This window comes from Rhodococcus sp. 27YEA15 (assembly GCF_049739425.1).
In the GTDB taxonomy this organism is placed as follows: domain Bacteria; phylum Actinomycetota; class Actinomycetes; order Mycobacteriales; family Mycobacteriaceae; genus Rhodococcus_F.
Map to the genome: position 1 here is coordinate 1,862,204 of NZ_JBMHHW010000001.1, position 25,324 is coordinate 1,887,527.

A 25,324-nucleotide genomic window follows, 5' to 3' on the forward strand; every position below is an offset into this window, starting at 1 on the left:
CGGAACGGGAAGACAGAACAACAGGATCGGGCACCGCACCAGAAAACAGTGCAGTGCCCGATCCTGTCGCGGATGCGTCAGCTGGCGTACGAGCGCAGCTTCTCGGCGCGATCGCCGACCCGGAGCTTGCCCATGACCTCACGCTCGATCTGACGAACACGCTCACGGGAGAGCCCGAAGAGTTTGCCGATCTGATCGAGAGTGCGGGGCTGGCCGTCGTCGAGTCCGTAGCGCAGACGGATGACTTGCTGCTCGCGCTCGTCCAAGGTTCCCAGCACGCTCCGGACGTCGCTGTGCAGTAGCCCGGCGATGACCGCGTTCTCCGCGGATGTTGCTTCCGAATCCTCGATGAAGTCGCCGAGAGGAGCTTCTTCGTCGCTACCGACCGGCATGTCCAGGCTCACCGGGTCACGGCTGTGGTCGAGGAGATCCGCAATCTTGTGTGCGGGTATACCCGACTCCTCGGCCAACTCGTCGTCAGTGGCTTCGCGGCCGAGTTGCTGATGCAGTTCACGCTTGATCCGCGCCAACTTGTTGACCTGCTCCACCAGATGGACTGGCAGCCGAATCGTTCGGCTCTGATCGGCCATACCGCGGGTGATCGCCTGGCGAATCCACCACGTGGCGTACGTGGAGAATTTGAAGCCCTTGGCGTAGTCGAACTTCTCCATCGCGCGAATCAGGCCCAGGTTGCCCTCCTGGATGAGATCGAGCAGCGGCATACCGCGACCGGTGTAACGCTTGGCCAGCGAGACCACCAGGCGCAGGTTGGCTTCCAAGAGGTGGCTGCGAGCGGACTCGCCGTCGCGAACGATGGCCGCGAGATCACGCTTCTTCACAACTGTCAGGCGCTTGCGGGTAGCCAGAACGTGGCCCGCGAACAAACCCGCTTCGATTCGCTTGGCGAGTTCGACTTCGTCTGCTGCGGTGAGCAGTGCAGTGCGTCCGATCCCGTTCAGGTAAACACGGACCAGGTCTGCGGCCGGGCTCTGCGCGTCCAGATCCGCGGCGCTCGGACGAATGCGAGTAGTGGTGCTGGGGCTTGTCATGACTTGCCTCCCTATCGGCGTCTCTCACAGTGCTCAACGTGTGAGAGACGCCGGAAAGTTCCCGCTCCCTATTGAACGAAAACCTCGCTAGCTGCGAATATTCGCTCGCAGTCCTGAGAAGTTGCTGAGAACCTGGGAAACGGGAACCGGTCGGGAACTCAGCCCGAGACCGGCAACACCAGTCCGTGTCGCACCAACGAGACGATCATCGCGACCACCGCGTCACGCAGGTCGTCCGGGTTCTCGCCGTGTGCGGCGGCGAGAAGTTCGACCAACTCGCCCAGCGCCAGGCCGTCGGCGCGTAAGCCGGCGAGCAGCGCCGCGCCCAGTTCGTCGACCTCGTGCTGCCAGTGCGGACCGTCACCGCGGTGGACTCGGGTGACCACCTGCTGCCAACCCTCGTCTCCCGGAAGGTAGACCCGCTCGAGCGCAGTGCTGGAATCGAGGACGAAGCGCTCCTGGAGCACGTCGTGCTCGCGCAGCCACGCGACCCGGTCGAAGTAGGCCAGTGCCTCGGCGCCCAGGGGATCGGAGAAACCCTGGAGGAGATCTTCGGCCATCAAGTCGGTAGGGGTATCGGTGCGTCGGAGAAAGACGAACCCGAAACCGACCCCCTCGACGTTCGCTGCCTCGAGGTGATCGAGCCATGCGTTCGCGCGACCTTCGGTTCCCGGATCGCGCGGATCCTGTCCGCCGTCGACAAGCCATGTCCCGACATACAAGGCCGGATCAGCCACATCGCGCTGCACGACCCATGCGTCGACGCCGTGCGACGGCAGCCACGACGCGATGCGTGATCGCCAGTCCTCGCCCTCGACGTGAACCCACGACGCCAACAACGCCGCAGTCCCGCCGGGATTGAGGTAGTCGAGCGAACGCGAGATCATCAGCTCACTGGCCCCGTCCAGATCGAGGCCGGAATCGCGGTACGTGTAGTGGACGCGCCCCTCGCCCACGACGAACGGCGGATTGGCAACCACCTGGTCGAACGTGTTTCCCGCCACCGGCTCGAACCACGAGCCCTGGTGCAACGTCACCTCCACGCCGTTGAGAGCCATCGTGGCCGCGGTGAGGTCGATCGCGCGCTGGTTGATGTCGGTGGCGGTCACCGAATCGGCATACGTTGCAGCGTGCAGGGCTTGGATTCCGCATCCGGTACCCAGATCGAGAACACTGCCGACCCGTGCGGTGGGAGTGGCCTGCAGAAGCGAGAGGGACGCGTGGCCGACACCCAGGACGTGATCGTCGGTGGCCTTCTTCGGGCGGAGTGCGCCGTCGAGGTCGGAGATCACCCACCTGTCACCGGCGCCGACGTCGACCGGACGCACATCGACAACGGCATGCACCAACGGATGCTCGGTGTCGAAGTTCTCTCCCTCGAGCAGGCCGGCGTTCATCGCGTCGGCGAGCGTCAGCGGTGCGAGGGCGGCGGCGACGTCGGCAGCGGGGCAGTCGTCCGCCAGCAGGAAGAGGCGGACGAGGACACCCAGATCGCCGTGCCCGCGGCTGGCCCGGCGTACCGGAACCGGCTCGTTACGCCCGAGTGCCGAGTGGACTTCGGGTCCGAGAACATCGAGCAAGGTGTCCGTGTCGAACCGGTTACGCAGGAGTGCCTCACGCAGCGCGGGGGCGATGGACAGGAGCGTTTCGCTTCTCACACCGTCAGTCTCGCAGGCGCGGAAGCTACCCGATGCTCGGCGTCACCCCTCGATGGTGTGGTGACGCGCCGATTCGATGGCACCCGCGCTCTTCGGCCGACCGTCGTAGCGGCTCGGTTCGTCCTTGGTACGAGGGGGTCGATCGTTGGCGATCAGTACCGCGATCCACGGAAGTGGGATGGATGCGCCGATGATGAGCATCGAGATCCAGCCGTTCGCCCAGATGCCGTAGGCGATGGCCGCGAAGATCAGGGCCGGGAACCTGAAGACCATGATGAGCATGTACTTACGGACCCGCGCTTTGTGCTGTTCTTCGACAGAATTCTGCGCCTCCGTGATGAGGACGGGATTATCGGGAGTCCCGGCCTCGTCGGAGCTACCGAACCCGCCATTTCTTACCATGACTCCACTGTTCCACTCCCGGCCGACAATTGCACACGACCCTGTTCTCGCGTCGCTGTGACGGAGACGGCATTATTGGACGAATGAGCACACAAACCAAGGAACGCCCCGACGTATCCACCGACGAAACCACCGACGACGACAGTCCCAAGTTCTTCCACTACGTCAAGAAGAACAAGATCGCCGAAAGCGCGGTCATGGGGACCCACGTCGTCGCCCTGTGCGGTGAAGTGTTTCCCGTCACGAAATCGGCGAAACCCGGATCGCCGGTGTGCCCCGATTGCAAGAAGATCTACGAGGGACTTCGTAAGGGCGAATGATCGCCGGCGTCGCGGCCGTCGGTTGTCGGGTTCGGGCAGTCCTCGGCTGAGACGTCCGGGCCCGACGTCAGCTGGACCGGCGTGGGCATCTCGCGTTGCAGACTGCGTGGGCGTCCGTACGACGGCGGCGAGGCCGGGTCCTGATTATCGCCGGATACGCGGATAGGGCTCGTCGCCAGCCGCCAGGTCAGGTTGGTCACCGGGCCGGACTCGTCGTCCGAGTTCTGTGCGGCCAACCATTCACGCATCTGTTCGATGCGAGTGGCGCGGGCAGGCCAGAACTCCTGTACTGCCGCGTTGAACTCGGCGCCGAGAACTACCGCGAATCCGAGGAAGAACGTGAACAGCAGAAAGGCGATCGGCGTCGCCAACGCGCCGTAGGTGTAGCCGGTACTGGTGACGAAGCCCAGGTACCAGCGCAGTCCTGTACTCGCCGCCATGAAGAACACCCCGGCCAGCAACGCGCCTGCGAGAAGTCGGTGCCAGGGCAGCGACTTCGGCAACGCCACTTTGTACAGCGTGGTGAGCCCGATGATCACCAACAGTCCGACGGCGGGGTAGTAGAACGTATCGATCAGATTGGTGCCCACGTGGTGCCAGGCCTCGGGTATCGCACGACCGACGAGAGTGGGTCCCAGTGCCACCAACGGCAGGATGAACACGGACATCACGAGGAACATCACATAGAGCAGCAGGGCGAAGATACGTTGCCAGACAGGATTTCGTGCGTCCTGTTGACCGTGCGCTTCGACGATCGAATCGACGAATGTACTGATCGCCGACGATCCCGCCCAGAGCGACAGCAGGAAACCGACCGAGATGATCTCCGGCCGTCCACGTTGCAGGACGTCGGTCACGGTGGGCCGGATGATCTGGTCGACCACGTTCTCGCTGAACACCGTCCCGCTGAACGTCACGATCTTGGACTCGATGATCTCGACGGTGTTCGGTCCGAACCAACCGCCGATGTACCCGATCATGCCCAGCAATCCGAGCAGAAGCGGCGCCAGCGACAACGTCTGCCAGAACGCAGCGGTCGCGGCTTTACCGAAGATCGAATCGTCCCAGGCCTTGGACAGGGTACGACCGACGAGTTGACCGGCACGGCGCAGCGGATGCCAACTGCGGTGACGCAAATCACTCCCGCTCGACTTCGTGCTCGACGTTCCACTCATGATCCCTCAAGCATCCCTGACGACACACCCCGTTGCCCAACCGCGTCCTCGTCGTGTCGCGGAATTTCTGACACAATTCCCCAGCGACCGGTCATGGCAGGAACATTCGAATGCGGCGCCCGTCAGAGGCTGCGGTTAGGCTCGTCGCCGGACAATCCCCAAATTCTAGGAGCGCGAGAAACCAGTGCGATTCCAGTGGAGGCACGGACTGTGACATCCGAGACCGTGGCAACCGGATCCGGTAATTCGACCGAACCAGCCGAAGGGCAAAAGGCAGCTCCGACCGCGTCGCTGCGCGCCTGGCAGCGACGCGCGTTGACCAAGTACCTCTCGAGCAGCCCTCGCGACTTCCTCGCCGTCGCGACGCCTGGTGCCGGTAAGACGACCTTCGCCCTGCGGGTGGCGTCCGAGTTGCTCCGTGATCGGACGGTCGACCAGATCACGGTCGTCGCACCCACCGAGCATCTCAAACACCAGTGGGCCGAGTCGGCGCAACGCTCCGGTCTGTCGTTGGACTCCAATTTCTCCAATTCCACCGGCCAGACGTCGAGTGACTACGACGGTGTCGTGTTGACCTACGCACAGGTCGCCTCGCACCCGACCAAACATCGAGTCCGCACCGAGGGGCGACGCACCCTCGTGATACTCGACGAGATCCACCACGGCGGCGACGCGAAGAGTTGGGGCGACGGTATCCGGGAGGCGTTCGGAGATGCCACCAGGCGTCTGGCGCTCACCGGAACCCCATTTCGAAGCGATGACAGCGCGATCCCGTTCATCCAGTACGAACCGGACAAGGAAGGTCTGCTCCGCTCCAAAGCCGATCACTCCTACGGCTACTCGGACGCACTCAAAGACGGTGTGGTCCGGCCGGTGGTGTTCCTGGCCTACTCGGGCGAAGCACGGTGGCGGAACAACGCAGGCGAAGAATTCACAGCCAGGCTCGGTGAACCGCTCAGCGCAGAGCAGACAGCCAGAGCCTGGCGAACAGCGCTCGACCCTTCGGGAGACTGGATTCCTGCCGTACTGCAAGCCGCGGACACCCGTTTGGCGCAACTGCGTGTCGGCGGTATGCCGGATGCCGGGGGACTGGTGATCGCCACCGACCAGACCGTGGCGCGTGAGTATGCCAAGGCGTTGACGGCGATCACCGGTGAAGAGCCCACAGTGGTGCTGTCCGACGACCCCACGGCTTCCAAGCGCATCGCCGAGTTCGGTGCGAGCGACAAGAAGTGGATGGTCGCCGTGCGGATGGTGTCCGAGGGCGTCGACGTTCCGAGGCTCGCGGTCGGTGTCTATGCGACCAGTGCGTCCACACCGTTGTACTTCGCCCAGGCGATCGGTCGTTTCGTGCGGATGCGACGCAAGGGGGAAACGGCGAGTGTATTCCTCCCGTCCGTGCCGGTGCTGCTCGACCTGGCCGCGCAGCTCGAGGCGCAGCGTGATCACGTGCTGGGCAAGCCCCACCGGGAGAAGGACGGGCTCGAAGACGACTTGTTGGCCGACGCCAACAAGCAGAAGGACGAGGCGGGCGAGGACGAGAAGGCATTCACCTCGATGGGTGCCGACGCGGAACTCGACCAGGTGATCTTCGACGGATCGTCGTTCGGGACCGCGACGTTCTCCGGCAGCGACGAGGAAGCCGACTATCTCGGCCTACCCGGTCTGCTCGACGCCGACCAGATGCGCGCCCTGCTGCGTCAGCGGCAGGAGCGCCAGGTGGATGCCCACTCTGCAAAGGCGGCAGCACCTGCGCCCACGGCCGAGGTAGCCTCCGAGCGGGCTGCCACCGCCGACCAACTCGGCGCGCTCCGCCGTGAACTGAACGGCCTGGTGGCGATGAACGTCCACCGCACCGGGAAACCGCACGGCATCATCCATGCGGAGCTTCGCCGTGTGTGCGGTGGCCCACCGACCGCAATCGCAACCGTCGATCAGCTGACCGAGAGAATCGCGATCCTGCGCAGCTGGTGAATGTACGGCAAAGGCGGGCGATCATCCTTCGATGATCGCCCGCCTTCGCGGTGTGATGCTGAGCAGAGAAGCCGACCCGGCCGACCTGTCAGAACGCCGTTCCGGTGTCGGATACCGCACTCGTGTCAGTGTCGTCGGAGACGATCGTTGCGTTCAACTCGCGGAGCCGATCCGCGTGTTCGGTTGCGTGGTGTCCGCAGAAGAGAAGCTCGCCACCGGTGGGGAGCACTGCGCGTACGCGTGCCCCGGCACCGCACCGGTCGCACCGGTCGGCAGCGGTCAACTGTGGGCTGGTCAGTGTTCCGGGCATGACTCCTCCGTACTGGCTCACGGTTCGTACCGCTTGCCTGGCGCCTGGTCCGCCGCGTCGGAAATGGCGCGGTGGATCCACTCTTACAGACGTATGGCGTTCACGGGTTGTTCCCGACGATGTTCCGGCGTGTCGTGTCTCACTGGAAACGGCCTGTACAGGGACTTCGGTCGTGGATGTGTTCGCTGAGAGCTGATTCGGAAGTCGGTGGTGTCGGCCACTAGACTTTCGCGCATGGGATCGCAACGTCAGTCGGGAGCAGCAGTGAACGTGGAGCTACTGCACATGTGTGCCCGAACCGAATGGGAGGTCGCCCGCGAGCTCGGTCGTCGCGAGCCCGATTCGTTCTCGGCCGAGGGCTTCGTTCACATGTCGACGCCCGCTCAGGTTCACCTGCCTGCAAACCGGCTGTTCACCGGTCGCGACGACATCGTTCTGCTCGTACTCGATCCGGAACTTCTCGGAGCGGAAGTGAAATGGGAGCCCGGTGATCCGAGCGACCCCGATTCGATGCGTTTCCCGCACCTCTACGGCCCGATTCCGACAGCCGCGGTGATCGACGTGCGCGACTACGTGCCGAACGAGAGCGGTGTTTTTCCCGCTCTGGCCTGACCGTGAGCCGCCCGGTGGCCACGGATAGTCGTACTCGGGTAGCCGAGGTTCTGTAAACGCACCTACCTCTCACACGAGTAGGAAGGTGGGCCGACCGATGGGCCAGAACCAGCAGGAACAAGCCAAGGGATCAGCATCACCGTTGCGAGCGGTGGTCTATGTGCGGATCAGTGATGATCCCGAGAGTACCGAGCGTGGGGTTGACCGGCAGGAGGCCGATTGCCGCGCCTATGCGACCGCGCACGGCTGGGAGGTCGCAGCCGTGTTCCGGGAGAACGACACGTCGGCGTTCAAGCAGCGCACGATCACCCTGGTCTCGGGTGAGCGGGTGCGCCGAGTGGTGCGCCCGGAGTTCCGGGCGATGCTCAAACACCTCAACGATGGGCAGGCGCAGGTGATGGTCGCCTACGACCTGGATCGAGCGGTGCGCGACCCCCGAGATTTGGAGGACTTGATCGACGCGAAAGTGCTGGACGGATTCACGGTGCGCTCGGTCACCGGCTCCTTGAGACTGGACACCGATTCGGATGTGGCGATGGCACGGGTGCTGGTGGCGATGGCGAACAAGTCCTCAGCCGACACCGCCCGCCGAGTCGCGCGTGCAGCCAAGCAGCAAGCCATCGAGGGCACATGGCATGGCGGTCGGGTGCCGTTCGGGTACCGCGCCGAGTCCGGTTCGCTGGTCGTTGATCCGGTGGCCGGGCCGATGGTGGCCGAGGCCGCCCACCGGGTGCTGGCCGGTGAGTCGCTGTACCAGATTCGCAAGGACTGGAACGAGCGCGGCGTGCTGACTACTCACGGGTGTGCGTGGTCGGATAAGACGATCAAAATGGTGTTGCGCAGCCCCTCCATCAAAGGGGTGCGCGAGTATCGCCCGGTCTTGCCGGATGGCACCCGCGCGAGGACCTCGCAGATGCAGGTGAAAGCGGCGTGGCCCGCGATCCTTGACGAGGACACCTGGCAGCAGGTCTCCGATGTGCTTGATGCGCGGAAGAGGGCCCGGAACTTCCACCAGCCCGGCAGCGGCGCGGCGAAGCGCATGTATCCGTTCTCGGGGCTGATCCGCTGATCAGCGTGTGGGCGGGCGATGCTCCACCGAGGCGAGGTGTATCAGTGCGTGCAGGCCATACGCGGCGGGTGTCATCGCTCGATCCGCTCCGCCGACATCTCGAAACTTGTTGAAGAGGCGGTGCTGGCGACATTCGAGCAGATCACCCTCAGCCCATCCACACGCACGACGCCGAGCGTGGACGCCGGGGCGCGTGTCGGTCTCGCAGCCCGGCTCGATGCTGACCGGCAACGCCTGGCCCGGTTGGATGATGACCACTATGACGGGTTGATCGACAAGGCGATGTGGGTGCGCCAGCGGGCCAGGATCGCCGAGCGGATCGAGACCACCCGGCGTGAGTACGCCGCCGCCATGCCCGAACAGGAGGGGCCGGGCATCGACGTGACCACCGTCGCCAAAGAATGGGCCGGGCGCACCCCGCTGTGGCAGTACCAAGCGACCAGCCTGATCCTCGAAGCCGTGCTCGTCCGTGCCCTGCCGGAGGGGATGAACGGTGCGACCCCGGCACGTCGCCGCAACGAGACTGTCGAGGCGTTCCACGCCCGCCGTACCGTGTACCGCGCCGAGATATTGGCCCGCAGGGTGGAGTTCGTCTGGCGAGCCTGAGCGCGGCTGCTCGCAGGGCGTTGTTGGCCCCGCTCTCTGACCGGCACAGCGGTTCAGGGTGCGGGGTATTTCCGTATCTTGGCGGCGGTGCGCTTGGTGGGGCGGGGTGCCGTGCAGAGTCCTCGAAGTTCATCCAGCACCGCCGGATCGTCCACCGTCGAGGGCAAGCCTTGCGCCTGGCGTGAGGCAGCGGCCAGGCGTGCTCCCAACGTGGAAGCGGCAGGCTGTGCGGCGGCGCGGAGGAAGCGGGAGCGACAGCGCAGACGGGGGCGGTGGAGGTGCTCATGCTGATAGGTGCGACGCCCCTCCCGCTGACCGGCGACGATCACTCTATGGCTCGTGCTTGTCCGGGTTCGCGGCCCAGATCGCAGCCAGCAGGCCGGTGTCACAACGCAGAGAGTCGAGGGGTTCGCCACTGAGTAGGCGCAGCAGCACCCCGTCGCCAGTCGGAGTGCCAGCGTGCTTCGGGGCGGGATGCCCCAGCACGATCCGTAGCAACGCTGCCCACGACCTCGGCGGTATCCCCAGCAGCGTCGAGATAGCGCGGTCGCGGCGTAGCACCTCCACCGCGTTTGGCCGGGAGGTCAGATCACCGAGCCGGTAGGCGACGTGCTCGATGCAGTCGGTCACGAGCACGGCATCCCAGCCTGCCGAGGCGAACAGCCCGACGATCTCCGACAGGACAGCAGCAACCCGAGCACGGCCGCCGGAGTCTTCCTCATCGTCGGTGGTGGGGTTGACGGCGAACGCGGGATGGTAGTCGGCCAGGCTCTCTCGCTCCGCGAACCGGATGGCGTCGTGGAACCCGACGATCCTGGCCGTGTGGCGCACCTTGCTCGGCGAGACGAGCATCCCGGCCGCCCGCACCTCAACACCACAAGTGATCTTCATAGCGCGAGTGACTACCGCCCACGGGTTACCGGCGTTTCGCGTCGAGGCGGCGAGCATGACCTCGAACGCTGCCGAGGCGATCTCCCACTCATCCAGCGCGTACTTGCGGGCCAGGCGTCGGTACCTCTCTGCCGTGTGTCGCATGAGTTCCGCTGCTTCGCGGTCACTGCGCCAGGCTCCAGGCCCGGCCTCGTGCAAACGGATCAGCAGGGCGCGTAGTCCTTCTGGCGTCTGGAACCCGTGGCGCGGCGAGTCATCCGGGGCTGCGGCATCTTTGCCTGCGGAGGGTGGGGTGTAGTTGGTCACGGTGGCACCTCCCGTGAAGGAGGTGCCACCGTGACCCACGCCAGGACGTGCAGCACGCCCCTACACCTGCCGCTCATGAGCAGGTGCTTCGCCTACCCCGCGCTGTCCACGTCTCTGTTGGTGGAGTGCGACTCGTCAGAAGGCTGTGCTGAGTCGAGGGCGCAGGTAGGCCCTGAGTTCAGGGCCGATCTGTCGAACCCTGGGATGAGAGATGCTGGCCATGAGCCACGACGAAGGTCACAGGGATGGATGTGCCGTTCTGAATCAATGGCTGGAGACCTTCGAAGTGCCGTCGGAAGCGATCCGTCTGAGCCCAACTCTCCTTGGCCTCTGCGGAGCGGAAACGAGTGAGGACGATCAGGCTGGTGTCGTCGTCTGAGCGGTAGACCTCGTTGCCCAGCCAGCCGTGTGCCGTGGCCTCTGCGCTCATGTCCTGCATTTCGGCAATCTGGTAGGCGGTCAGTGCGTCGATGCCGCCTCCGACAGCGGTGAACGTGTTGATCGATATGGATGGACCCTGGTGCTGCTGCTCGGTCATGGGAAAACTCCTCTGCGAATGCTCGGATCGCGGGCAATAGCGCCGCGCTCAGTTGGGAAACGGACGGTGGGCGCGGGCATCGGTAAGCAGGTCGGCCCACCAAGCCAGTTCTGCTAGGGCACCTTTCAGCGCCGTAGTCACAGGCTCGCTCGGTGCAAAGCGCTCGGCATCGTCTACGGCCTCCCACGGGGCGGGCAGTCCGAGGCAGCGGCGGGTGGTGACCATGTTGAGTTCGGCCAGAACTCCGCGCAGGTGCTCGATCGCCGAGTAGCCTCCGTGAACGCCGTAGGCGACGATGGCGGCGGGCTTCAACTTCCACTGGGTGTAGTGCCAGTCGATCAGCCGCTTCAATGACGCCGGGTAGGAGTGGTTGTACTCCGGGGTGACGAACACGAACGCATCGGCCGCCTCGATCCGCTCGCCTACCTCTGTCGCTGGTCCGCCGCCTGGGGAGAGCAGGTTGTCATCGGGCAGTGCGATCTGAGCCAGGTCGATCAGGTCGACCTCGATGCCGTCGCGCTCCGTCAGCGTGGTCAGCACCCAGTCGGCGATACTCGGACTCATCCGGTCGTCGCGAATGCTCGAAGAGATGACCGCGATCCGGGTCCGGGCGGGCGCTGGGGCGGTGTGCTGGTCGCTGAGTTGTGGTCTCGGTGATGTCATATTTCTCCAGACTGAGGGTTGAACATATGTTGAAGTCAAGGGCGGTTGTTGAACCGCGAGTGGGATGAACGACTAGCCATCGGCAGACCGTTCGCCAGCGTTCGCTGGCGCTGGTGAGGGAGGCTGTGCGTCGTTCAGGGACCTGCGCCTGCTGGTAATCATCACGACGCAGGCCAGCGCCAGGAGCAGGACAGCGGCACCGGCGGTGATGGCGGATTGTCCAGCGTTGAAAGCCGATTGCGCCGCCTCCAATAGCGTGTTCCCGACCGTTTCGGGCAGGGTGTCGGCAGTTGCGACGGCGTTCTGGAGCGACTGCCCGGCTTGCTCGGCATCGCTGGCACTCAGCTCTGACGGAAGCGAGAGTCCGTTGCGGTAGACCACTGAGGCGGCGGTGCCAAGAACGGCGATGCTCAGCGCGGCCCCGAGTTCGGAACTCGTCTCCGACAGTGCCGAAGCCGACCCCGCGTGATCGGGCGGTGCGGCAGCGACGGTGAGGTCAGTGGCCAGGGAGAGAAACGCGGTCACACCGACGCTCAGGGCGACACCGCCCAGCAGCACCAAGACGAGTGACTGCGTGGGGGTGGCCAAGGCGATGCCGAACAAGCCGATGCTTGCGGCTCCGAGCCCGAGGACGATGACGCGCGGTTTCGGTAGTCGGGTGATGAGGATGCTGGCCAGGATCGCGCCGCCGATCCCGAACGCGGCCATCGGGATCATCGCCAGTGATGCCAGCAGCGGAGAGAGGCCGAGCACGAGTTGCAGGTACTGGGCCAGCGACATATTCGGGCCGGTAAGCGCAAACATTCCGACCGCGACGATCAGCAGTCCGAGCCTGACACCGGGCGCGCGGATCAGGTCGCGGTCGATCAGGGGATGCCGTGCGTGGCGCTGATGCCATACGAACCCGGCGCCGGCGGCCAGTGTGAGCGCGAGCAGCAGCCACTCGGTCACGCCCCAGCCGTCGGAAGTTGCTTGCTTCAGCAAGGCCATCGCCGAGACCACCAGCGTGAGACCGATCACAGCACCGACGAGGGGCAACGGCGCGGGCGTCTCTGCGCGAGACTCGGCTACCCACAGCCGCAACCCGAGCAGCAGGAGCACCACGACGGGGGCGTTGATGATGAACACCAAACCCCAGGGGAAGAACTCAAGCAGCCCGCCCGCGACGACCGGACCCAGCGCACCGCCCGCCGCGAACGCTGCCGTCCACAGGCCGATGGCTCGGGCACGTTGCTGTTCGTCGGTGAACGTGGTGCGGATGAGTGCGAGCGTCGAGGGCATGAGCGTGGCACCGCCGACGCCCATCATCGCGCGAGCGAAGATCAGCCACCCGGCCGAGGTCGAGAACGCAGCAGCCAACGACGCGAGACCGAACAATACCGCCCCGATCACGAGCAGGCGGCGGCGTCCAATGCGATCCCCGAGCCTGCCCGCCGGGATCAGCAGCGCAGCCAGGACAAACCCGTATACGTCCATGATCCACAGCAATTGCGAACCCGACGGGCGCAACTGCTCACTGAGCGAGGGCGTCGCGAGATACAGCACCGTGAGGTCCATCGACACGACCACGACCGGCAGCAACAACGTGGTCAAAGCCAGACGCTGGCGCGGATTCATCTTCATACCCACGACGCTAGAACTTGAACATTGGTTGAAGTCAAGCCATGATGGAAGCATGCCCATCACCGAGACTCACGCGCCCGAGCTGCTGACGGTCGGCGAGACGGCTGAACTCAGCGGCACAGCCACCTCCGCGATCCGGTTCTACGAGCGGCAAGGACTGATCGAGTCACAACGCACCTCCGGCAACCAGCGCCGCTATCAGCCCTGGGTTCCCTGCGTGGTTCGCGTAGCCCGAGTCGCCCAGCGCGTCGGGTTATCCGTGCAAGAGATCGCCAGGGTGCTGGAGGACGTTCCTGACGAGCCGACGCCCGAGGACTGGCAGCGACTGACCGATTACCTCGTCGCCGATGCTGAACGCCGGATCGCCGAACTTCACGCCGTGCTCGCAGACCTGAAATCCGAGACCAAGCGCTGCGACCTTCCCAGTCGCTGACTCCCACATCTCCGGCTCGATCTCCGTCACGCCAGACCAGCGTTCCCCAGTCGTGCCCACGCTTCTTCCAACCACTTCTAGCCAACTGAATACATAGATACATAGATGCACGTATGCCACGGCGGGGCCGTGGTGCGCACCTCCCTCATGAGACGACTCATGAGGGAGGCCAATGTGAAGGGCGGGGTGATCCTGTTCCGCGGCAACGGTGCTGCCGCGCGTCGGTACGTCGAGGCCGACCGTTCCCGCGCTGACGAGTACTACCTTGGCGCAGACGACGCCGTGGCCGAGTACGCCGTGCTCGACGGCAGCGGAGAGGTCACCGTCGCCCGGTCGCTCACGGCTGACGAGTACGAGGGGTGGGTGGACTGGATCAGCCCCGAAACGGGCGAGTCGATGGGCACCCCGCGCGCGGCCACCGAGGGCACGAAGGGGTCGCCGTTGTTCGCGGAGATGACGATCAACGCACCCAAGAGCCTGTCTGTGGCCGCCGCACTCCACCCCGAAGTATCCGAAGCCCTCGGCACAGCGCAGCAGGACGCGTTGACGGAGATTCGGCGGTGGCTGGGGCAGCATTCTGTCACCAGGGTTGGCCCGCGTGATGCGCGGGAGGTCGTGCCTTTTGAGAGCATGCAGGTGGTCGGCATTCGGCACAAGACGAGCCGGGCGGGTGATCCGCACCGGCATATCCACATGCAGATCGGCACGCGCACCTTCGCGGCTGGGAAGTGGCGGGCACTGGACACAGCGGCTTTGTTCAAGCAGCAAGGCGCGATCCGCGCCCTGGGCACGGCGGTGATCGCCGCGCACCCGCAACTCGCGCAGACCCTCGCCGAGCACGGCCTGACTCTCAACCCTGCATCCGGTGAGGTGGTGGAGTTGGAGCCGTTCAATGGGGCCATGTCGAAGCGGTCGGCGCAGATCAAACGCAACCTGGAACGCCTCGAAGCCGAATGGGAAGAGCAGCACCCCGGAGAGGTGCTTGGCATGGTCATGACGGCGAGGTTGCAGGGCATCGCGTGGACGCATCAGCGGCCGGGGAAGAAGCCCGCCGACCTGAAGAACGAGCAATGGTGGGTGCAAGAACTCCGTGACGCCGGATATGACCCCGAGGTCATCGGGCACCGCGTCGCGCAACCGGCCGTCGCAGTGGACGAGCTATCCGTGCAGGAGGTTGCATCGCGGGCGCTCGATCGAAGCGCCGCGAGTGCGTCGGCGTGGACGCGGCACACGATCCAGGAGCATGTCACTCGCATCACCACCGAGGCAGGCGTGCAAGCCGCACCCGCTGAGTTGCGCGAGTTCATCACCCTGGCGACCGATCTTGCCGCCTCGGACTGCTTTTCTGTCCTGCCGCCCGGTTCGGCGACGCCGGAGCATGTCGCGCACCTGACGAGCCTGAGCGTGGTTGCAGCTGAGACCGCGCTGCGCGACCACCTCACCGCCGCAACACCGGAGCGGGAGTCGGCGCATCCCGACGTGACCGAATCCGCGCGAACGGCTGGACTCGATGAAGGGCAGTCGGTCGCGGCAACGGCCGTGGCCTCAACCGATCCGCTGGTGATCGTGGAGGGCGCAGCGGGCAGTGGAAAGACGACCATGCTGCGCACCGCTATCACCGTTGCCGCCGAGCACGGCCGAGCATCGCGGGTGGTCGCACCGACGTTGCGCGCCGCGCAGGTCGCACATGAGGAACTTGGCGTACCCGCCACATCAGTTGCGGCACTCGTGTACGCGCACGGGTGGCGGTGGAACGCTGACGGCGTATGGACACGCCTTGCAGCCGGTGATCTCGACCCCGACAGCGGGCACGCCTTCACAGGCCCGCCCAAGCACGCGCGACTGTCGCCGGGTGAACGGGTGATCGTGGATGAAGCCGGGATGCTCGACCAAGACACCGCTCACGCGCTGCTGATCGTGACGGCTGAGGCGGGGGCGACGGTCGCGCTCGTCGGCGACCGCGCCCAGTTGCCCGCCGTCGGTCGGGGTGGAGTACTCGACATGGCTGCGCAGATCAGGGGCCGCACCTACGACATGACCGAGCTGCACCGCTTCACCAACCCTGAATACGCAGCGCTCACCCTGGCAATGCGCGAACGAGCGAACCCCGGCGGGGTGTTCGACCAGCTTGCCGCGCTGGGCCTGGTGACGCTGCACGCCGACGAGGAGCACGCCCGCGAGCACATCGTTGAGCACGCCCACGACGGCGAAGCGATCACCGTTGCCACGAACGACGAGGCAGTGGCGTTGAACGAGCGCATCCGCACCGGGCGCATCGAGCGCGGCGAGGTCGATGACGGCTTGACGGCGACCGGCAGCGACGGCCTGCCCATCGGGGCCGGTGACCTGATCCAGACCCGCAGGAACGACACCATGCTTGGCGTAGCGAACCGGCAGCAGTGGATCGTTCAGCAGGTCACCGAAAACGGCACTCTCTACGCCCGCGAGGTCGGCAGCGGACGCAAGAACCCCCGTACCGTCGCATTCCCGCCTGAGTATGTGGCAGAGCATGCGCACCTGTCCTACGCAGCGACCGCCTATGGCGTCCAAGGCACGACCGTCACCGCCTCCCACACGATCCTGTCGGAGGCGACGAGCGCGGCAGGCGTCTACGTGGGCATGACCAGAGGCCGCGACACCAACCAGCTGCACGTCGTCGCCGAGAACATGACTGACGCCAGGACGCAGGTCATTGTGGCGATGGAACGCGACCCCGCAGACCGGGGCGTCGCCCACGCCACCGCCCAGGCCATCGAAGCCGTGCGGAGCCTCGTCGCCGATGGCCCGGTCAAGCTAGTCACCGATGAACTCGCCCGCCTCGACCAGGATGCCGAACGCGCACAACGGCAGGCGGAACGGTGGGAGCAGATCGCCGCGCGCCTCGCCGCCCAGCGAGACGCGCACCGCGCCGAAGATGAGCAAGACACCGCCGCAATCCACGCGGCTGAAAAGTCCGCTGAGCAGGTGCGTGCCGAGGTTATCGGGCCACTCGTCCAACAGGCAGAGGCCGAGGGGGCGACCTACCTTGCTGCTGCCGAGAAGGAAGCCGTCGCCAGCGGCCATCTCTCGACTGTCGGCAGGTTCGGCAGACGCAAGGCTCGCGCCGAGCACCAGGCGGCGAAGGAGCAGACGCAGATTCAACGGGCGAGGGTGCGCGACGACTGGGGAGGCGAACCACCCCGTTCCCGTCAGGCGCTCCCTGCATGGGTATCGGATGCGGCGGCACGGAAGGGCGAGGGCGACCCTCGCGTGTCCGACGCTGTTCGCGCCGTCGAATCAGCGCGCACCGCCCGGGGAACAACATCGCGGCGACACAAGCAAGAGCGGTTCGCGTTGCTGGCGCGTGAACTTGGAGCCGAGCAGGCACGCGGCGATCAGTTCGGAATGCGCACCAACAACCCACAGCGTGCCGCCCGCGAATCCTCCGCGCGAGCTGCCCTTGTGCGCGCCGAAGCCGACGAACTCCGTAGCCTCCCCGTAGCTGACGCCGCCCGGCGTGTAGAAGCCAGGCGTGCAGAACAGGAGCAACTGCGGCAGCAAGCCGCGCAGCGGGCACGGCAACTCGATCCGTTCGAGCGTGGCACCCGCCGCCACGATCCTGGTCACGACGGGCCAGCGCGCCGCTTGTGACACGGCTCAGAGCGATTTACGCCAGATCAGCGCGTAACGCCACAGGAGCAGTTGTTTCCACCGAACCCCTGGGAGCACTCGTTCAGCCGTCCGTCGGACGGTCACGAAGTCATGCGGTGGTGGCCACACCGTCGGAGCTGAGTGCTCCCAGAAACCGTACTTGCGAGCCAACCACCGATGCTGAACTGTGCCCGCCAGGCTGAGCATCATGTCCTTCGGGCGGCTCGCCCGCGCGACCCCGACCACCGCGAGCACACCGCCGGGGGCGGTCAGATCGGCCAACCGCGATAGCGCCGAACCCAGGTCTGGCATGTGGTGCAACGTGGCGACAGACGCGACCACGTCGAACGGACCGTCGAACTCGTAACTCATCGCATCACCCTGTATCCAGGTGATCTTGTTGCTGAGATGGCGGGCGTCATCGAGTACCCCCTCATCGAGGTCAATACCCGTAACTTCCGGCACCGAGTTTGACAGCTCCATCGAGAGCAGACCATTCCCGCATCCCACGTCCAACGCAGAGCGCGCGCCTGTGGGAACGGCATCGAGAATCAGCCGGTGATAGTGGGTGTTGTGGTTCCACCGCCCCGCTGAACTCTCCATCTCTCAAGGTTACGGTGCTCGGACTCACTGCCGAGGAAGAGCGGCACATCCCCAACGAGCGGGCCGGGCCACCGCTACACTGGAACCGCGCAGACGCGCGCGATCACAGGTGAGTGTGTTTGGGGCACCTCGGCTGATCCGGGTCGACATTCGGCGCTAACGTTGGATCATGAACGTTGAAGTGACCCCGTTGCCGGGCATCGGGACACGAAAAGATTTCGAACTCGCCTCCGGGCGACGTGTCGGTGTCATCACCCACCGAGACGGGCACACCGACCTGATCGTCTCCAAGACCGACGATCCTGACGCTTGCGCGGCGTCGCTCCCGCTGACCACCGAGGAAGCTGCGGCTCTGAGCAATCTCCTCGGGGCGCCGCAGCTGGTGGCGCAGCTCGAAGAAGAGCATCGCGACTTGCCGGGTATCCGGACGAAGCAGCTCTACATCAAGGACAGCTCCCGTTTCGACGGACGAACCCTCGGCGATACCGCGATGCGCACGCGCACCGGCGTCTCGATAGTCGCGGCAATGCGCGCCGGCCAGGTGTATCCGTCACCGAACCCCGATTTCACGCTCACCGGAGGCGATCTTCTCGTCGCGGTAGGCACACCCGACGGACTCGCCGCCGCCGCCAAGATCTTGGCCAACGGTTGACGGGCGAGTGAATACGACCACCCTTGCACTGATCGAGCTGGGCGCGGTTTTCTTCGCGCTGGGTCTACTCGGAAGACTGGCGGCCAGAGTCGGCATGTCTCCGATCCCGTTCTACCTGATCGGCGGGCTGTGCTTCGGCCAGGGCGGATTCATCCAGCTCGGCGACATCGGTGAATTCTCGCATCTGGCCAGCGAGATCGGCATCGTCCTCCTGCTGTTACTGCTCGGCCTCGAATACACCGCGTCGGAGCTGATGACGGGCCTGAAGCGCTCGCGGGTGGCCGGGATCGTCGACATAGTTCTCAACGCCACACCCGGGGCCGCCGTCGGACTGATTCTCGGGTGGGGCGTCGTCGGAGCAACGGTGATGGCCGGTGTCACCTACATCTCCTCCTCGGGAATCATCGCGAAGGTTCTCAGCGACCTCGGTCGCCTCGGAAATCGTGAAACGCCGGTAGTGCTGTCGATTCTGGTGTTCGAAGACCTTGCGATGGCGCTGTATCTGCCGATCCTGACTGCGTTGCTTGCCGGGGTCAGTTTTGTCGGTGGCCTCGAAGCCGTCGGAATCTCGCTGTTGGTCATCACCGTCGTTCTGGTGGTCGCATTACGGTACGGGCGGTACGTCTCGGCCCTGCTGGACAGCCCGGACAGTGAAACGCTGCTGCTGAAACTTCTCGGCGCTGCGCTGTTGGTCGCCGGAATCAGTTCCGCCATGCAGGTGTCCGCCGCAGTCGGCGCATTCCTGTTGGGCATCGCGATCTCCGGATCCACCGCCCACAACGCGAGCCGAGTGCTCGAACCGCTACGCGATCTGTTCGCTGCCATGTTCTTCGTCGTGTTCGGCCTGAATACCGATCCCAGCGCCATTCCTCCGGTTCTCGGCTGGGCCGCGATCCTCGCCGTCGCCACCACGATCACGAAGATGATCACCGGGGCGTGGGCTGCGAAACGACAGGGAGTCGCGAGGCTGGGCCAGGCGCGAGCCGGAGCCGCGTTGATCGCACGAGGCGAATTCTCGATCATCATCGCGGGCCTGGCCGTGTCCGCTGGTGCCGTCGAAGCCGAACTCGCGGCACTCGCCACTGCCTACGTGCTGCTGATGGCGGTGATCGGTCCAGTCGCGGCTCGGGTGATCGAGCCGGTGGCGAACGTCTACATCAAGGTTCGAACCCGCAACCCGCACCCATGACGACGGGCCGCCCGGACACAATGGCCGGGCGGCCCGTCATCACGTGCTGACCAGTACTAGTCGAGGTAGTCGCGCAGTACCTGCGAACGCGACGGGTGACGCAGCTTCGACATCGTCTTCGATTCGATCTGGCGGATGCGCTCACGCGTGACGCCGTAGACCTGTCCGATTTCGTCTAAAGTCCTCGGCTGGCCGTCGGTGAGGCCGAAGCGCAGGCGTACGACGCCCGCTTCGCGCTCGGAGAGCGTCTCGAGGACCGACTGCAACTGATCTTGCAGAAGGGTGAACGAGACGGCATCGACCGCTACGACGGCTTCGGAATCTTCGATGAAGTCACCGAGCTGGCTGTCACCTTCGTCGCCGATGGTCTGGTCCAGCGAGATCGGTTCACGGGCGTACTGCTGGATCTCCAGCACCTTCTCCGGCGTGATATCCATTTCCTTGGCGAGCTCCTCCGGGGTGGGCTCACGGCCCAGATCCTGGAGCAGTTCACGCTGGATACGGCCGAGCTTGTTGATGACCTCGACCATGTGCACCGGAATTCGAATGGTACGGGCCTGGTCGGCCATCGCGCGGGTGATGGCCTGGCGGATCCACCACGTAGCGTAGGTCGAGAACTTGTAGCCCTTGGTGTAGTCGAACTTCTCGACGGCACGGATCAGGCCCAGGTTGCCTTCCTGGATGAGGTCCAAGAAGGCCATTCCGCGGCCCGTGTATCGCTTGGCGAGCGAGACGACCAGACGAAGGTTCGCCTCCAGCAGGTGGTTCTTGGCGCGGTTTCCGTCGCGGCAGATCCAGCTCATGTCGCGGCGCTGTGCCGCGGGCAACTTCTCACCCTTGTCGGCGAGATCCTGCATGATCTGGACGGCGTACAGGCCGGCCTCGATGCGCTTGGCCAGTTCGACTTCCTCTTCGGCATTGAGGAGGGCGACCTTGCCGATCTGCTTGAGGTAGGCGCGAACGGAGTCGGCCGACGCGGTGAGCTCGGCGTCCTTCCGGGCCTGGCGCAGCGCTTCGGACTCTTCTTCGTCCCAGACGAAATCGCCGGAGGCCTTGTCCTTGTCGGACGGCTCCTCGGTGGCGGTCTCGTCGTCTTCGCCGACAGCGACGACCTCGACCACGTCGGATTCGACCTCGGCGAGGTCACCGTCGGTGATGTCGATGTCTTCCAACTCGACGTCGCCGTCTTCGATGTCAGGATCTCCGGCCTTGTTGGGGCTGGCCTTCTTGGCGGCGGCTTTCTTGGCCGGTGCCTTCTTGGCGGCGGCCTTCTTCGCCGGTGCCTTCTTGGCGGCGGCCTTCTTCGCCGGTGCCTTCTTGGCGGCCGGAGCGGTGAGGGTGGCCGCCTCCACGGCTGGAGATTGTGGCTCTGACTCTGAGGGAGATTCAGAGGTCTGACGTGTATCGGTGGCTGCCACGTACGCCCTTTCGTGACGGAGTCGTGCGGCGTCACGCCAGAGTGGGATCCGGCGGAGAGGTCAATGGTTGAGGGCCGGCGCGCAGCCGGACTCCACCATTGTAACGACTCTCAGGAAACTCTTACGTCACGACGGTCCGTAACGGGTAGTTTCGACGGCTGAATTTCAGGAGAACGACGCTGTCTTCGTCACCGACGCGAGCGCTGCACCGGCGATACCGGCTGTGTTCAGAAGAGCCGCGGGGACCACCGTCGTACGGTTGGTCAGGTGCGGGATCCACTTCTCGTGTTTGCGGCTGATGCCGCCGCCGACGATGAACAGATCGGGCCACAGAAGGTTTTCGATCGTCGTCAGAACCCTCGACACCTCGACCGACCACTCTTTGTAACTGAGATCTTTCTTCTCCTTGACGGAGGACGCGGCCCGGTGTTCGGCCTCCTTGCCGTCGACTTCGATGTGTCCGAATTCGGTGTTGGGCAACAACACTCCGTTGTGCAGAACAGCCGAGCCGATTCCGGTACCGAAGGTCAAGAGAATCACGACACCGGTGGTGTCCTTGCCGGCGCCGAACGAGTCCTCCGCGATTCCGGCGGCGTCGGCGTCGTTGAGGACACTCACGTCCCGATCGCCGAGTGCGGAACCGAAGAGCGCCCCGGCGTCGGTTCCGATCCACGACTTGTCGATGTTGGCTGCGCTCCGCGCCACGCCGGCGGTCACCACGGCGGGAAGTGTGATGCCCACCGGACCCGCCCAGCCGGCCTGTCGCACAATCTGCGCGGCGGTGTCGGCGATGGCGTCCGGTGTCGACGGCTGGGGCGTCAGGATCTTGATGCGGTCACCGATGAGCTCGCCGGTGGTCAGGTCTACGGTGCCACCTTTGACTCCGCTGCCCCCGACGTCGATCCCGAAACCTGTGGTTGTCATAGTGCTGCGCTCCTGAGTGTTCGAATCATTCTGGTCGCGACCTGGCACTGCAAACATTAACCCGAATTGCCGTGCCGGTTCTTGTTCGCCGAACTCGTCGAGCCGACGTGCAGGGTCGGACTCGGGTGGTGCACCCCGGTGTACACGTGATCCGATATTCGGGTGGCCCCCACTGAAATCTCGTTGTCCGATTTTTCCCCCGATTCACTTGAACCGGCCGATCTGCGGGCGGTCGCCGTAGCTGTGGCCGAGCGTGCTGGTGCGCATGTCCGGGCCCGTCGTCCGCAAGTATTCGGGCTGGTGGGTTCCGGTGCCTCCGAAACCGATTCGGTTGCGTCCAAGAGCACGCCGACCGACCCCGTCACCGTCGTCGACACCGAAACCGAACAGGTGATCCGCGACCTTCTCGCGCAGATTCGCCCGGCCGACTCGATTCTCGGTGAAGAGGGCGGGGGCACCGGCAGCGGCTCGGCCGGTGTGCGCTGGGTGGTCGATCCCATCGACGGCACCGTGAACTTCCTGTACGGCGTTCCGGCCTTCGCCGTGTCCGTCGCGGTCCAGATCGACGGTGTGTCGGTCGCCGGAGCAGTCGTCGACGTGGCCATGCAGACCACGTATTCCGCCCATCGAGGCGGTGGCGCGACCATGACCTCTGTCGACGGGCACGTCAGCGATCTGACGTGCAATCCGGTGTCGTCGGTGTCGATGGCACTGCTGGCTACCGGCTTCGGCTACGGGGTGCATCGACGCCGGGCGCAGGGCAGGATCATCGCCGAGGTCCTGCCGCAGGTTCGGGACATCCGACGGATCGGATCCGCAGCGCTGGATCTGTGCATGGTGGCTTCCGGAAGGGTCGATGCTCACTTCGAGCACGGTCTGAGCCCGTGGGACTGGGCGGCTGGATCTCTGATCGCCCAGGAGGCGGGTGCGGTGATCGAGATACCGTCAGCCGATTCGACGTCGGCCGACGGGGCCGTCGTGTACGCCGTTGCACCGGGTATCGCCGGGGAGTTCGCTGCAATGCTCCACGATTGTGCCGCTGATCAGCCAATTCCCAGCGCCTGACCAGCGAGATCCACGTCAGCAGCGGGCCGTGCGTGCTGCCTTGAGCAGGCCACCGTCCACCGGTGCGGCTTGGGCGTTCGCGGGTTGAGCTGCGAGCGCCCGTAGTATTTCGGCGGCGTCGGTCTTCGGTGTGATGCTTGCCGGGGCGTACGTACCCAAGGCCAGGTCCACGGTGTCGTCCTGGCGCGAATCCTCGACCAGCTCGGCGCACGGAGCGACGAGCCATACCGAACTGGCCGCGGCAAGACCGTTCTTCCCGAACCGGATCTGGCCCTGGCACTGCATGTTCTGATCGACGTAGACCGGATCGTTTCCAACCTGCACGTCGGGCGCGCTCGCGAACCCGTATTCGCTCAATTGCGCCGCTACCTGGGCCGCTTGTCCGTGCTCACCGTTGGCGTTGAACACGCGCACCTTGGTCGCGGACAGCGGCGCGGGCCCGACGTCCAGGAGAGTGGAACGGTCGACGACGGTGCCGAGGGGGAGGGGTGCCGCTGCGGCCGGGTCGGACGACGCTTGTGGCAGATTGCAGGCGACGGTGTCGCTGACCTTGGCGTCGGCACTGAGGATTCGAATCCACAGACCGCTACCGATCAGCGCCAGTACAGCGAACACCGCGATGACCGGCCACGCACGCCTGCGCCGAAACGGCCGCCCCTGATCGTCGGTGGAACTGCCTTCGGTGATCAGTGAAACCACGGTATCTCTCGACTTCCCGACGAATCAGTACTTCGCCCTGACGTACTTCGTCCATTGAGCCGAGCTGAGCCGGCGTGACGTTCGGTGCCTACCTTAGAGGGCGCACGAGGGAAGGCGTCCGAGTATCACTCGACTATCACCCGACGTGTCTTCGATGGGCTGGGGCGGGGGTGTGAATTGTCGGAAATTCTGGGGAATGTAGGTCACGGCTTGCTGTGCACTTGGTGACGATTCGCAGACATTTTACGGAAATATCCGATTCGGTTACTACTTTCGTGCTTACTTCGGCTACTGTCTGGCGGCCCAGGCAGTTCAACTGGGAGTCGGTCCGAGGCCGACATGACAACCAAATGAGGCGCAGATCACGTTCTCCGAAGCATGCGGCGGGCACTTTTTCCCATCGTGCAGCGTTATGCAGCGACAGGGAATGATCTGTACCCCACGGCGGTTCTCCTGCGCATCGCGGATCCATCCGGATCTTCGACACGTGAGGGGCCGGGATACACGAAGAGGATGAGGGGAAGACGACATGGCAACTGACTACGACGCACCGAGGCGTACCGAGTCCGACGAGGTATCGGAGGACTCACTCGAGGAGTTGAAGGCGCGGCGAAACGAAGCGCAGTCGGCTGTTGTCGACATCGACGAAACCGACACGGCCGAGTCGTTCGAACTGCCGGGTGCCGATCTGTCCGGAGAGGAACTCTCCGTCCGGGTGGTCCCCAAGCAGGCTGACGAGTTCACCTGTTCGAGCTGCTTCCTCGTACACCACCGCAGCCGCCTGGCCAGCGACGCACACGGCCAGCTGGTCTGCATGGACTGCGCCGCCTGATTCCGACTTCCCGGAGGTCGACCCGGCTCAACTCGGGTCGACCAGGGAAGTTCGATCGTCGTTCGGACCGGCCGAGAAGGGTTCGACAACACGTCGGGCTGGGCCGGAAAGTGTGGCCCGGGGTCGAAATCTCGACGTCAGGTGATACGAGCGATCAGCGGTTCAGGGCCGCAAGCAGCGCCGCGGGGCGGCGTGTGCTGATCAACCAGTACGGCGTCGGATCTTCCGGATCGTCGAGAACGACCAGCACCATGGTCTTGACCCACGGGCGGTGTTGGACGAAGGCAGTCGGGTCCAGTTGGCGCCCCATCGCAGCGCTCTTTGCCGACGCCGGTACTTCTGCTGCTCGCGAAATCAGATCCACCGGGATGTGTGCTCGACCGACGTGAAGTTCTTTCACGCCGTTTGTCTCGATCACTCCCACCCGCATCCGACTCAGCCAGAACGACACCCAGATCGGGATCGGCAACAGAACGACGTAGGCGAGAAACGACACCAGCCCCGGACGGCCCATGTGAACTTCGGCGGCCAGCAGTGCGGCTACGGCGAGACCGGCGATCCACCACCACACGGGGAGCCAGAGGCGCTCGCTGTAAAGCGTCGAAGACACGGAGTCGGTGGGCGCGGTGTCAGGTCGAGAAGTTTCGGGCACCGGTCCAGGATAGTCCGTCACGGCAACTGGT

The 25,324-nt window shown here is 65.0% G+C and carries 25 protein-coding genes; 11 read left to right on the plus strand and 14 right to left on the minus strand.

All coding sequences use genetic code 11. From position 1 onward, the window contains the following. Positions 1-77: 77 nt before the first annotated feature. The 3 genes from ABH922_RS08540 to ABH922_RS08550 all read right to left on the minus strand — a co-directional run bounded on the left by ABH922_RS08540 (position 78) and on the right by ABH922_RS08550 (position 3,109). Complete coding sequence (locus ABH922_RS08540; protein ID WP_424806504.1) at positions 78-1,049, minus strand: sigma-70 family RNA polymerase sigma factor; 972 nt, start codon at positions 1,047-1,049, stop codon at positions 78-80. 158 nt (positions 1,050-1,207) lie between these two features. After that, the gene (locus ABH922_RS08545) at positions 1,208-2,707 is read right to left on the minus strand and encodes a DUF7059 domain-containing protein (RefSeq protein WP_424806505.1); all 1,500 of its coding nucleotides are present in this window, start codon (positions 2,705-2,707) and stop codon (positions 1,208-1,210) included. Between the two features lie 42 nt (positions 2,708-2,749). Then, a complete protein-coding gene (locus ABH922_RS08550) occupies positions 2,750-3,109 on the minus strand; it encodes a DUF3099 domain-containing protein (protein WP_424806506.1) in 360 nt (119 codons plus the stop codon). An 83-nt stretch (positions 3,110-3,192) separates the two neighbouring features. Between ABH922_RS08550 and ABH922_RS08555 the strand changes: the two genes are divergently transcribed. Further along, positions 3,193-3,429 carry a DUF3039 domain-containing protein gene (locus tag ABH922_RS08555; protein ID WP_424806507.1) on the plus strand — a complete coding sequence of 79 codons (237 nt, stop codon included), beginning with the start codon at positions 3,193-3,195 and terminating at the stop codon, positions 3,427-3,429. Here ABH922_RS08555 and ABH922_RS08560 read toward each other — a convergent pair. Continuing rightward, entirely contained in the window at positions 3,402-4,604 is a 1,203-nt protein-coding gene (locus ABH922_RS08560; RefSeq protein ID WP_424806508.1) for a YihY/virulence factor BrkB family protein, read from the minus strand. The genes ABH922_RS08555 and ABH922_RS08560 overlap by 28 nt on opposite strands. A gap of 225 nt (positions 4,605-4,829) precedes the next feature. Here ABH922_RS08560 and ABH922_RS08565 point away from each other — a divergent pair, with 225 nt between their 5' ends. Continuing rightward, positions 4,830-6,578: a DEAD/DEAH box helicase gene (locus ABH922_RS08565; RefSeq protein ID WP_424809611.1), complete on the plus strand. Its 1,749-nt coding sequence runs from the start codon at positions 4,830-4,832 to the stop codon at positions 6,576-6,578. An 88-nt stretch (positions 6,579-6,666) separates the two neighbouring features. On the opposite strand, the gene ABH922_RS08570 is transcribed toward ABH922_RS08565, so the two are convergent. Next, positions 6,667-6,888 carry a DUF7455 domain-containing protein gene (locus ABH922_RS08570; protein WP_424806509.1) on the minus strand — a complete coding sequence of 74 codons (222 nt, stop codon included), beginning with the start codon at positions 6,886-6,888 and terminating at the stop codon, positions 6,667-6,669. A 234-nt stretch (positions 6,889-7,122) separates the two neighbouring features. Between ABH922_RS08570 and ABH922_RS08575 the strand changes: the two genes are divergently transcribed. From ABH922_RS08575 to ABH922_RS08585, 3 genes are all read left to right on the plus strand, one after another. After that, complete coding sequence (locus ABH922_RS08575; RefSeq protein WP_424806510.1) at positions 7,123-7,500, plus strand: DUF952 domain-containing protein; 378 nt, start codon at positions 7,123-7,125, stop codon at positions 7,498-7,500. Between the two features lie 97 nt (positions 7,501-7,597). Beyond that, positions 7,598-8,569 (plus strand): recombinase family protein, encoded by a 972-nt coding sequence (locus ABH922_RS08580; protein ID WP_424806511.1) that lies wholly within the window; start codon positions 7,598-7,600, stop codon positions 8,567-8,569. A gap of 48 nt (positions 8,570-8,617) precedes the next feature. After that, positions 8,618-9,175, plus strand: coding sequence for a hypothetical protein (locus tag ABH922_RS08585; RefSeq protein WP_424806512.1), 558 nt, complete (start codon positions 8,618-8,620; stop codon positions 9,173-9,175). Between the two features lie 330 nt (positions 9,176-9,505). Here the strand turns inward: ABH922_RS08585 and ABH922_RS08590 are convergent, their stop codons facing one another. From ABH922_RS08590 to ABH922_RS08605, 4 genes are all read right to left on the minus strand, one after another. Further along, on the minus strand, positions 9,506-10,372 hold the full coding sequence (locus tag ABH922_RS08590; RefSeq protein ID WP_424806513.1) for an exopolyphosphatase: 867 nt from the start codon (positions 10,370-10,372) through the stop codon (positions 9,506-9,508). Between the two features lie 178 nt (positions 10,373-10,550). After that, the gene (locus ABH922_RS08595; RefSeq protein ID WP_424806514.1) at positions 10,551-10,910 is read right to left on the minus strand and encodes a putative quinol monooxygenase; all 360 of its coding nucleotides are present in this window, start codon (positions 10,908-10,910) and stop codon (positions 10,551-10,553) included. A gap of 48 nt (positions 10,911-10,958) precedes the next feature. Further along, positions 10,959-11,573, minus strand: a complete 615-nt coding sequence (locus ABH922_RS08600; RefSeq protein ID WP_424806515.1) for an NADPH-dependent FMN reductase — start codon at positions 11,571-11,573, stop codon at positions 10,959-10,961. Between the two features lie 72 nt (positions 11,574-11,645). Then, positions 11,646-13,196 carry an MFS transporter gene (locus ABH922_RS08605; RefSeq protein ID WP_424806516.1) on the minus strand — a complete coding sequence of 517 codons (1,551 nt, stop codon included), beginning with the start codon at positions 13,194-13,196 and terminating at the stop codon, positions 11,646-11,648. A 52-nt stretch (positions 13,197-13,248) separates the two neighbouring features. On the opposite strand from ABH922_RS08605, the gene ABH922_RS08610 reads away from it, so the two are divergent. Together ABH922_RS08610 and mobF are read left to right on the plus strand one after the other, a co-directional pair. After that, the gene (locus tag ABH922_RS08610; protein ID WP_424806517.1) at positions 13,249-13,629 is read left to right on the plus strand and encodes a MerR family DNA-binding transcriptional regulator; all 381 of its coding nucleotides are present in this window, start codon (positions 13,249-13,251) and stop codon (positions 13,627-13,629) included. A gap of 159 nt (positions 13,630-13,788) precedes the next feature. Further along, entirely contained in the window at positions 13,789-17,259 is a 3,471-nt protein-coding gene (gene mobF, locus ABH922_RS08615) for a MobF family relaxase (RefSeq protein WP_424806518.1), read from the plus strand. 6 nt (positions 17,260-17,265) lie between these two features. On the opposite strand, the gene ABH922_RS08620 is transcribed toward mobF, so the two are convergent. Beyond that, positions 17,266-17,862: a class I SAM-dependent methyltransferase gene (locus ABH922_RS08620; protein WP_424806519.1), complete on the minus strand. Its 597-nt coding sequence runs from the start codon at positions 17,860-17,862 to the stop codon at positions 17,266-17,268. 169 nt (positions 17,863-18,031) lie between these two features. On the opposite strand from ABH922_RS08620, the gene ABH922_RS08625 reads away from it, so the two are divergent. Both ABH922_RS08625 and ABH922_RS08630 read left to right on the plus strand, forming a co-directional pair. Continuing rightward, positions 18,032-18,514 carry a cation:proton antiporter regulatory subunit gene (locus ABH922_RS08625; protein ID WP_424806520.1) on the plus strand — a complete coding sequence of 161 codons (483 nt, stop codon included), beginning with the start codon at positions 18,032-18,034 and terminating at the stop codon, positions 18,512-18,514. Between the two features lie 7 nt (positions 18,515-18,521). Next, positions 18,522-19,703 carry a cation:proton antiporter gene (locus ABH922_RS08630; protein ID WP_424806521.1) on the plus strand — a complete coding sequence of 394 codons (1,182 nt, stop codon included), beginning with the start codon at positions 18,522-18,524 and terminating at the stop codon, positions 19,701-19,703. 56 nt (positions 19,704-19,759) lie between these two features. On the opposite strand, the gene ABH922_RS08635 is transcribed toward ABH922_RS08630, so the two are convergent. Together ABH922_RS08635 and ppgK are read right to left on the minus strand one after the other, a co-directional pair. Beyond that, entirely contained in the window at positions 19,760-21,121 is a 1,362-nt protein-coding gene (locus ABH922_RS08635) for an RNA polymerase sigma factor (protein ID WP_424806522.1), read from the minus strand. Positions 21,122-21,286: 165 nt separating this feature from the next. Beyond that, positions 21,287-22,045, minus strand: coding sequence for a polyphosphate--glucose phosphotransferase (ppgK, locus tag ABH922_RS08640; protein ID WP_424806523.1), 759 nt, complete (start codon positions 22,043-22,045; stop codon positions 21,287-21,289). A 183-nt stretch (positions 22,046-22,228) separates the two neighbouring features. Here ppgK and ABH922_RS08645 point away from each other — a divergent pair, with 183 nt between their 5' ends. Next, the gene (locus ABH922_RS08645; RefSeq protein ID WP_424809612.1) at positions 22,229-23,110 is read left to right on the plus strand and encodes an inositol monophosphatase family protein; all 882 of its coding nucleotides are present in this window, start codon (positions 22,229-22,231) and stop codon (positions 23,108-23,110) included. 15 nt (positions 23,111-23,125) lie between these two features. Here the strand turns inward: ABH922_RS08645 and cei are convergent, their stop codons facing one another. Beyond that, the gene (gene cei, locus ABH922_RS08650) at positions 23,126-23,809 is read right to left on the minus strand and encodes an envelope integrity protein Cei (protein ID WP_424806524.1); all 684 of its coding nucleotides are present in this window, start codon (positions 23,807-23,809) and stop codon (positions 23,126-23,128) included. A gap of 529 nt (positions 23,810-24,338) precedes the next feature. Between cei and ABH922_RS08655 the strand changes: the two genes are divergently transcribed. Beyond that, positions 24,339-24,641 carry a DUF4193 domain-containing protein gene (locus ABH922_RS08655; RefSeq protein WP_424806525.1) on the plus strand — a complete coding sequence of 101 codons (303 nt, stop codon included), beginning with the start codon at positions 24,339-24,341 and terminating at the stop codon, positions 24,639-24,641. A 154-nt stretch (positions 24,642-24,795) separates the two neighbouring features. Here the strand turns inward: ABH922_RS08655 and ABH922_RS08660 are convergent, their stop codons facing one another. Continuing rightward, positions 24,796-25,293: a DUF3093 domain-containing protein gene (locus tag ABH922_RS08660; RefSeq protein WP_424806526.1), complete on the minus strand. Its 498-nt coding sequence runs from the start codon at positions 25,291-25,293 to the stop codon at positions 24,796-24,798. Positions 25,294-25,324: the final 31 nt, after the last annotated feature.

Coding starts and splice junctions, on each gene's coding strand:
- ABH922_RS08540 (WP_424806504.1), bottom strand. CDS start 1,049: ATGACAAGCCCCAGCACCACTACTCGCATTCGTCCGAGCGCCGCGGAT.
- ABH922_RS08550 (WP_424806506.1), bottom strand. CDS start 3,109: ATGGTAAGAAATGGCGGGTTCGGTAGCTCCGACGAGGCCGGGACTCCC.
- ABH922_RS08555 (WP_424806507.1), top strand. CDS start 3,193: ATGAGCACACAAACCAAGGAACGCCCCGACGTATCCACCGACGAAACC.
- ABH922_RS08560 (WP_424806508.1), bottom strand. CDS start 4,604: ATGAGTGGAACGTCGAGCACGAAGTCGAGCGGGAGTGATTTGCGTCAC.
- ABH922_RS08570 (WP_424806509.1), bottom strand. CDS start 6,888: ATGCCCGGAACACTGACCAGCCCACAGTTGACCGCTGCCGACCGGTGC.
- ABH922_RS08575 (WP_424806510.1), top strand. CDS start 7,123: ATGGGATCGCAACGTCAGTCGGGAGCAGCAGTGAACGTGGAGCTACTG.
- ABH922_RS08580 (WP_424806511.1), top strand. CDS start 7,598: ATGGGCCAGAACCAGCAGGAACAAGCCAAGGGATCAGCATCACCGTTG.
- ABH922_RS08595 (WP_424806514.1), bottom strand. CDS start 10,910: ATGACCGAGCAGCAGCACCAGGGTCCATCCATATCGATCAACACGTTC.
- ABH922_RS08600 (WP_424806515.1), bottom strand. CDS start 11,573: ATGACATCACCGAGACCACAACTCAGCGACCAGCACACCGCCCCAGCG.
- ABH922_RS08605 (WP_424806516.1), bottom strand. CDS start 13,196: ATGAAGATGAATCCGCGCCAGCGTCTGGCTTTGACCACGTTGTTGCTG.
- ABH922_RS08610 (WP_424806517.1), top strand. CDS start 13,249: ATGCCCATCACCGAGACTCACGCGCCCGAGCTGCTGACGGTCGGCGAG.
- mobF (WP_424806518.1), top strand. CDS start 13,789: ATGAGGGAGGCCAATGTGAAGGGCGGGGTGATCCTGTTCCGCGGCAAC.
- ABH922_RS08620 (WP_424806519.1), bottom strand. CDS start 17,862: ATGGAGAGTTCAGCGGGGCGGTGGAACCACAACACCCACTATCACCGG.
- ABH922_RS08625 (WP_424806520.1), top strand. CDS start 18,032: ATGAACGTTGAAGTGACCCCGTTGCCGGGCATCGGGACACGAAAAGAT.
- ppgK (WP_424806523.1), bottom strand. CDS start 22,045: ATGACAACCACAGGTTTCGGGATCGACGTCGGGGGCAGCGGAGTCAAA.
- ABH922_RS08655 (WP_424806525.1), top strand. CDS start 24,339: ATGGCAACTGACTACGACGCACCGAGGCGTACCGAGTCCGACGAGGTA.